The organism is Alistipes sp. AM16-43, from assembly GCF_003435745.1.
GTDB lineage: Bacteria > Bacteroidota > Bacteroidia > Bacteroidales > Rikenellaceae > Alistipes > Alistipes onderdonkii.
Genome location: NZ_QTUQ01000002.1, coordinates 183974 through 190985, shown reverse-complemented (window position 1 = coordinate 190985; position 7012 = coordinate 183974). Strand labels below are relative to the sequence as shown.

Sequence of the window (7012 nt, the reverse complement as noted above, 5' to 3'; positions counted from 1 at the left end):
AGTACAATTTTTCTTACCATAAGCGTTAATTTTAATTGGTTTTTTAAAATAAAAAGCCAGTAGCCTGTGAGCAGGATTTTACGATTCTGGTAAGATGATGAATATCACATATATAGATGATCAAACGCAAGGTTGCGATCCGGTTTTGAAAAGGCACGGTAACTTGAAAGTTACCTGAGGGTACGGTGTATAAAATTTATTTACAGCATATTAATGGCTGCTTGCCGAGCACCTCGAGTTACCAATGCATAACCAAAAACGGCAAAAACGCGCTGCAATATTCAAAAGGTTAACGATACCTCCGGACATCGCGGCAATACTCCGGATGCCGTAACGCTATCCCGGGCATCATAAGCCCCCCTGCCGGAATCCCGGCAGCGACAGGGAGGGGCTATCAATACGCACACTGCTCACCGGACGGTACGGGCATAAAAAAACCCGGAAGCGTCACGACTTCCGGGCCCAGAAAATAAGTATTAACCACTAAAGCGGATTCTGGTCGGCCGCATTGATGTATGGATTGCTGTTCAGCTCGATCGACAGCGGAATCTGGTAGGTGAATTCCTTGCCGGCAGCCTTGACCAGCTTGTGCGTGTGGTTGGAGGATGCCGTACGGTCTACACCGACGTTGAAGCGCTTGTTGGTAAAGAATTCGTGCCCCTCACCCCAGAGTTCGATACGGCTCTGCAGGAAGATCTCCTTCAGCAGTGCTTCGCCCGTATTCGAGGACTTTGCATAACCCGAATCGCGCTTCGACACCAGGTCGTAAAGCGTCTGCTGGGCTGCGGAACTGTTGCCGCCGCGGGCTTCGGCCTCGGCCTTCAGCAGGTATGCCTCCGACAGGCGCATGTAGATTTCGTCAGCCTCGTAGGTCGGGGTGTTGAACTTGACGTTCGAATAGGCCGGATAGGTGAACTCCCCGACCGTGGTCTCGGTCGCATTGAAATTCTTCTTGCGGTAGTCGGTAGCTGCGATCTGGTTGTAGAGCTGGTCGTCGATAGCCATGTAGATACCCTTGTTGTTGGCATTGTCCACAGCCGTGATCGACATGAACGATGCGAAGGAACGGTTGCCGAGCGACGTGGAAGCAGCCCACGTGTAGCCCCAGATGGTCTCGGGAAGCGAGGTGCTCTGGAAACCCGAAGTCGTATACTGCTCCTCGTTCATGAGCGAGTAGCCTGCCGAAATCACCGCCCCGGCAGCATTGGCTGCCGTGGTGTAATCGCCTGTGGTCAGCGCCACGCGCGCCAGCACCATGTTCGCAACCGTCTGGTCGATGTCCGCCGTCGAACTCTTGGGATCGTAGCCTTCCTGCTCGAACAGCGCGATGGCGTTCTGCAAATCGGTCGTGATCGTGCTGTAAACCTCGGTCGACGGGGTGCGTCCCTTGGCACCCTCGACGGTCAGATAGAGGGGGACACCCGCCTTATCCTTGCCGCCGTGCATGTAGTCGTCCTGGTAAACGCACATCAGGTAATAGTAAGCCAGCGCGCGGTAGGTCAGCGCCTGAGCCTTATATACCAGCGCCTTGCCCGTAACATCGTCGGGGATCAGGTCGAGGATCTGGTTCGACTGATAGACGATCTTGTAGTAACAGTACCAGCGGTCTGCCGTATAGGCATTGGTCTGGGCGCGGATGCTTTCGAACATATATTCGTCGGCAAACCAGTTGGTCAGTTTCGTGAGCACCATATCGTTGCCCTGCAAATCCATACCCAGATTCCAGACCATGAATCCGCGGTCGTTGGTCGTTGCCTGGCGGTTGCCGGTATGCATGTAGTTGACGGCTCCCTGCATCATGGGGGCGAGCACGAGGTCGGCATTCTCCTTGATCAGTTCGCCCAGCTGCTCATCCGACACCTGGCTGCCCGAAGGCTCGGTGTCGAGCTCGCTCGCACAGGATGCGAACAGGAGCACCGTAGCTATTGCGATGTAATATACTATGTTTTTCATACGCTAATATCTCGTTTATTATAAGTTCATCGTAATACCGAAAGTAAAGGTCTTCGCCTGCGGGAACCCGAATGCGTTCTGTCCTGCGTAAGCGGTACGCGGGTCGAAGCCCGTATGCGCGGAGGTGAAGTAGAGGTTGTCGGCGGCGAAGAAGACACGCAGCGACTCGATGCAGATCTTCGACGTCCAGCGCTTGGGCAGCGTATAGCCGACGTTGATCGTCTTGAGGCTGAAGTAGGAAGCATCGCGGTAGAGGTAGTCGCAGTTCGAACCTACGAAATTCCAGGTGCCGTTGAACATCAGCTTGGGGAATTTGGCATTGGTATGCTCCGGCGTCCAGGTGTTGCCCACGAGGTCTTGCGAGGCCGTAAAACCGGCACGTCCCGGACTATATACGTTGGCCGAGTTGCCGTCCCACTGGCGGCCGCCGATCTGGTAAGCCGCAGCCAGCATGAAATCGAAGTTCTTCCAGCGGAACGAGGTGCGAAAACCACCCGTCACGTCGGGCAGCGCATCGCCGATCTCATACTGCGTGGCTTCGTTGATATTGAAGGTCTTTTCACGGCCCGTAACCTTGCCTTCGCCGTCCACGACATCTTTCCAGAACGTCTCCTGGCCGGTTTCGGGATCTACGCCGGCAAACTTGAAGAGGTAGAGGTTGTAGTAGGACTTGCCTTTGCCGCGCAGGAACCTACCGCTGATGTAGTCGCCGCCCAACGCCGGGTTGCCCAGCTCCGAAGGATAGTCGATCAGGCGGTTGCGTGCGAACGAGGCGTTGACCGCGAAGTTCCAGTAGAGATCCTTATGCTTGAGGATGTCCACGCCCAGGTCGATTTCGAAACCGCGGTTAGCCAGGATACCGACGTTTTCCAGGCGGCTCGCAAGGCCCGTCGACGACGGGGTCGGACGGTTCCAGATCAGGTCGTGCGTACGGCGGTTATAGTAGTCGACCGTACCGTAAAAACGGTTCCACAGGCGGAAATCGATACCCAGGTCGATCTGGTAGTTGCGCTCCCACGAAAGATTGCGGTTACCCGTGCTGGCTTGCGTAATGCCGATCTGGCCGTTGGTTTCCCCGATCGTCCAGAGGTTGGTGTAGGGATACGAAGCCGAAAGCTGGTTGCCGGCCACACCGTAGTTGACGCGCAGTTTCAGTTCGTCGACCCACGTAGCGTTGTCCATGAAGCTCTCGCCCTTGATACGCCATGCGGCGCCCACAGACCAGAAGTGGCCCCACTTGTCGTACTTGAAGCGCGACGATCCGTCGTAGCGGTACGAACCCGAGAAGAAATACTTGCCGGCGTAGTTATAGTTCACACGTGCGAAATAGCCTTCGATGGCGGTCACCACGGTGCTCGAGGTCGAGCCGTTGCTATACTGCGAAACGGCGTTGCCCAGTTCGGGGATGCCCGGGTAGAAAATATTTTTCTTGTAGGCGTCCACGACACGCTGGTCGGTCTTGCCGAACTCGTGGCCGATCAGTACGTCGAAGTTGTGGTTCTCCTTGATGGTCTTGTTCCAGTTGAGCATCTGCTGGGTATTGTACGAGAAATAGTTGTCGTTGTACTTCTCGACAAGACCGTTGTTGGTCGACGTGGCAGCCGTACCGTATTCATTGTTATAATAGAAGGTATCCATCCGGTACACGTTGTCCAGCGTGAAGTTGGCCGTGAACTTGAAATCCTTCAGGAATACGACCTCGCCGTAGAAATTGGCGTAGAGGTTGTCGCGAACCGAGTTGTTGATATCGCGGCTCATCGACTGCACGGGGTGCGCGAAGTTGTTGAACGAGTTGAACTGATCCTGCGTCGCACCGTAGGGCGAAAGGGTCGTGCCGTTGCCCTGCTCGTACATCTTCGTGCCGTCGGCATTGTAACGGATGTTACCGTCCAGGTCGCGGGCGTAGTACGGCACGGTGGGGTTCTGCCACATCGTCCACAGGAACACGTTGCCCGTGTTGGCGCCCGAATAGCCGGGGCTGTCGATGTCGCGGCGCGAATAAGAAAGGTTCGTCCCGACCTTCAGCCACTTGGTGGCCTGTGCATTGAAGGCGGCGCGGCCCGAGTAACGCTTGAATCCCGACATGATTACATACGAGGGGTCTTCGAGGAAGCTGCCCGAAACATAGTAGTCCATATTGTCGTTGCCGCCGCTGATGCTCAGCGTGTATTCCTGACGGAACTGCTTGGTGAACAGGTAGTCGTCGTAGTTGTCGGCATAGAGCAGTTTCGCGTCGGAATTGAGCTTGCCCGTGGCGGGGTCGATCAGCGTCGTACCGTCGGGAATCTTATAGGCCATGTAGTTTCCGAGCATGGGCATGAGGTTGGAGTTCGCCGCATTGGCAAGCGCAGCATGGCTCGCCCCCGGTTTATTCGCCTCAAGGTAGTTATAAAGCCCGCCGTATACATATTCGTAATAGTCGCCGGGGTTCTGCATGGTCTCATGCTCTTTGATACCCTGCTGGTTCCAACCCCACTTGGCTTCGAACATGATGTTGGCCTTCTGGTTGCGCGTTCCCTTCTTCGTGGTGACGAAAACCACGCCGTTTGCGGCACGCGAACCGTACAGCGCATTGGCAGCGGCATCCTTCGACACGACGATCGACTCGATATCGAGCGGGTTGATCGTCGAAAGCGCCGACGAATAAGGCACGCCGTCGACGACGATCAGTGCGGTCTGGGTTCCATTGATCGAACCGATACCGCGGATGATGATCGAAGCGTCGTCACCGGGCTGTCCCGTAGAGCTGTACGACTGCACACCGGTAACGGCACCTTCCAGCATTCGCGAAGCGGAAGCAACGGTGGTCTTTGATATTTCACCGGCCGAAACCGATGCGATCGAACCGGTAAAATCCTTCTTCTTGATTTCACCGAAGGCCGTGATGACTACATTGTCGATCGCCTGTGCGTTCTCCTTGAGCGTCACCGAAACATGGGTGTGCCCGGCGATCGCGACGGTCTCGGTGTCATACCCGATGAACGAAACGACCAGTTTCCCGTTTGCAGGGGCTGCAAGCGAGAAGGTGCCGTTCGTACCTGTCGTGGTACCGATATGCTGGCCCTCGACCATGACTGTGGCTCCAGCCACCGGAGCACCGGCGGCATCGGTAACTGTACCGGAAACCTGCCTGTTCTGGGCGGATACGTATAACCCGCATACCAAAACGGCAATTAACGATAGTACAATTTTTCTTACCATAAGCGTTAATTTTAAATTAATTTTAAAATAAAAAGTTCACAAGCAAAGATAAAGGATTGCTAACTCATTTACAAATAAATTATTAAAAAAATTTAACACGGTTACAGCTATCTTTCAAATTAAGGTTGCCGGCTTACGATTTTTCGCACATAACGCCTGTGGTGATTACAATCTGCAATCGCCTTTTCGGGACATTTTTTGATTGTTTTGAGATTTTCCCCTGTGGGAAGGGGATGCAAGGGGTAAAAAAAGTGACTTAGGAGAGCCTTTTCGACGCATTCGGCATATCCGACGGCGTCCAGTCGGGGCACAGCAGGTTGATCCGCTTGGAGAGGCGTTCCATCTCACTGCTGATGTGCGAATGGGTAATATTCGCATAGATCTGCGTCGTGCGTATATTCTTATGTCCAAGCAGTTTACTGATGGTTTCGATGGCTACTCCCTGCGAAAGGGTGATTGTCGTGGCGAACGTATGCCGGGCCGCATGGAACGTGATCTTTTTCTGGATACCCGCCTCAGCAACGATCTTGTCGAGGCATTTATTGCACCACCCGTTGCTCGGGAGTTCGAATATGCGTCCGGAACCCGATGCGGGCATATATTTCAAAAGGATATTGTAGGGCACGGTAAACAGCCGTACATTGACCTCAGACCCCGTTTTGCGGCGGGTCGTGTTGATCCACAGCTGTTTGTTTATTTCCTGGATATTCTGCGGCTCCAGGTCGCGGATGTCGACATAGGACAATCCGGTGAAGCAACTAAACAAAAACGTGTCCCTGACAAGTTGTAAGGTGAGGTCTTCGCTCTCGTACTGCATCATACGGGTTATCTCTTCCATGGTCAGGTAGTTGCGTGTTACGAATTCGCTCTGTAATTTGTAATTCGCGAAGAGATCCTTGCCCATATATCCTTTGCTGCGGGCCAGCATGAGGATATGTTTCAGGGCGATCATGTAAATCCAGGTCGTGTTTTTTTTATACCCGGCTTCCTTTGCGATATATGCATGGAAGCCCGTGAGGAACTCCCTGTTGAGCTCCTTGAACATCAGGTCTTTCCTGTCGTATTTGTCCCATATATAGTTTGCCAGATGCTTGCAGACGCACCTATATTTATAATATGTGGTCTTGCTGCGGCTGATGCCGACCATACGGTTGAATTCTTCGTTGTGCTGCCTGAAAAAGGCGAGCACGGTCTCCTGACGGAGGTTGGCTCCGAAGTACATCTCTTTGACCATCAACGGGGTTACGAACGATTGTTCGTAGAATAACTTGTTGTAACACCTTTCGATGTGGTAGTGGATATTCGAAAGCTGTTCGTTGATCCTGCCTGCAGCATTGCTCCGCCCGGCGACACGCCCCATTCCGACATCCCAGTGTTCGGGTGCGACCGAGAGGCGCGTGGAAAACTGCGTCCGCTCCCCGTTGATCGTGATGCGTCCCATGATCGGGGCGTTCCCATTCCGGAGAGGCGCGTTTTTCTTGATGTAAAACAATACATTAAACGTGTTTCTCATTGCTCAAATAACCTTTTGTGTTTAACCTAATAACAATATGCAAACCGCATTAAAGGTAATGATTAAGTAACCCCCGAATAACGTATTATTCGGTCTAAATATCTTATTGTACAGATGTTAGCCTGTGCGAAGCGGTTACTTTGTAGTAACACTGCTACAATCCGACATGGCATTTATGGAGATTCAAATGCCTTTTAATCAGTCTATTATGTTTGGATTAGCCGATTTTGCGCCAGAAAAGACCTTGTGCGCTGAATATCATGGTGTTGTATAAATTAACGCACAATGATAACTTTTTATTTTAAAAAACCAATTAAAATTAACGCTTATGGTAAGAAAAATTGT

General features: G+C 52.7%; 3 protein-coding genes. All 3 read right to left on the bottom strand.

The features are described 5' to 3' along the window. Positions 1-483: 483 nt before the first annotated feature. A complete protein-coding gene (locus DW189_RS04010) occupies positions 484-1953 on the bottom strand; it encodes a RagB/SusD family nutrient uptake outer membrane protein (protein WP_033395121.1) in 1470 nt (489 codons plus the stop codon). Positions 1954-1971: 18 nt separating this feature from the next. Continuing rightward, positions 1972-5154: a SusC/RagA family TonB-linked outer membrane protein gene (locus DW189_RS04005; protein WP_117506955.1), complete on the bottom strand. Its 3183-nt coding sequence runs from the start codon at positions 5152-5154 to the stop codon at positions 1972-1974. A gap of 256 nt (positions 5155-5410) precedes the next feature. Then, on the bottom strand, positions 5411-6667 hold the full coding sequence (locus tag DW189_RS04000; protein WP_032135047.1) for a site-specific integrase: 1257 nt from the start codon (positions 6665-6667) through the stop codon (positions 5411-5413). Positions 6668-7012: the final 345 nt, after the last annotated feature.

Coding starts and splice junctions, on each gene's coding strand:
- DW189_RS04010 (WP_033395121.1), bottom strand. CDS start 1,953: ATGAAAAACATAGTATATTACATCGCAATAGCTACGGTGCTCCTGTTC.
- DW189_RS04005 (WP_117506955.1), bottom strand. CDS start 5,154: ATGGTAAGAAAAATTGTACTATCGTTAATTGCCGTTTTGGTATGCGGG.
- DW189_RS04000 (WP_032135047.1), bottom strand. CDS start 6,667: ATGAGAAACACGTTTAATGTATTGTTTTACATCAAGAAAAACGCGCCT.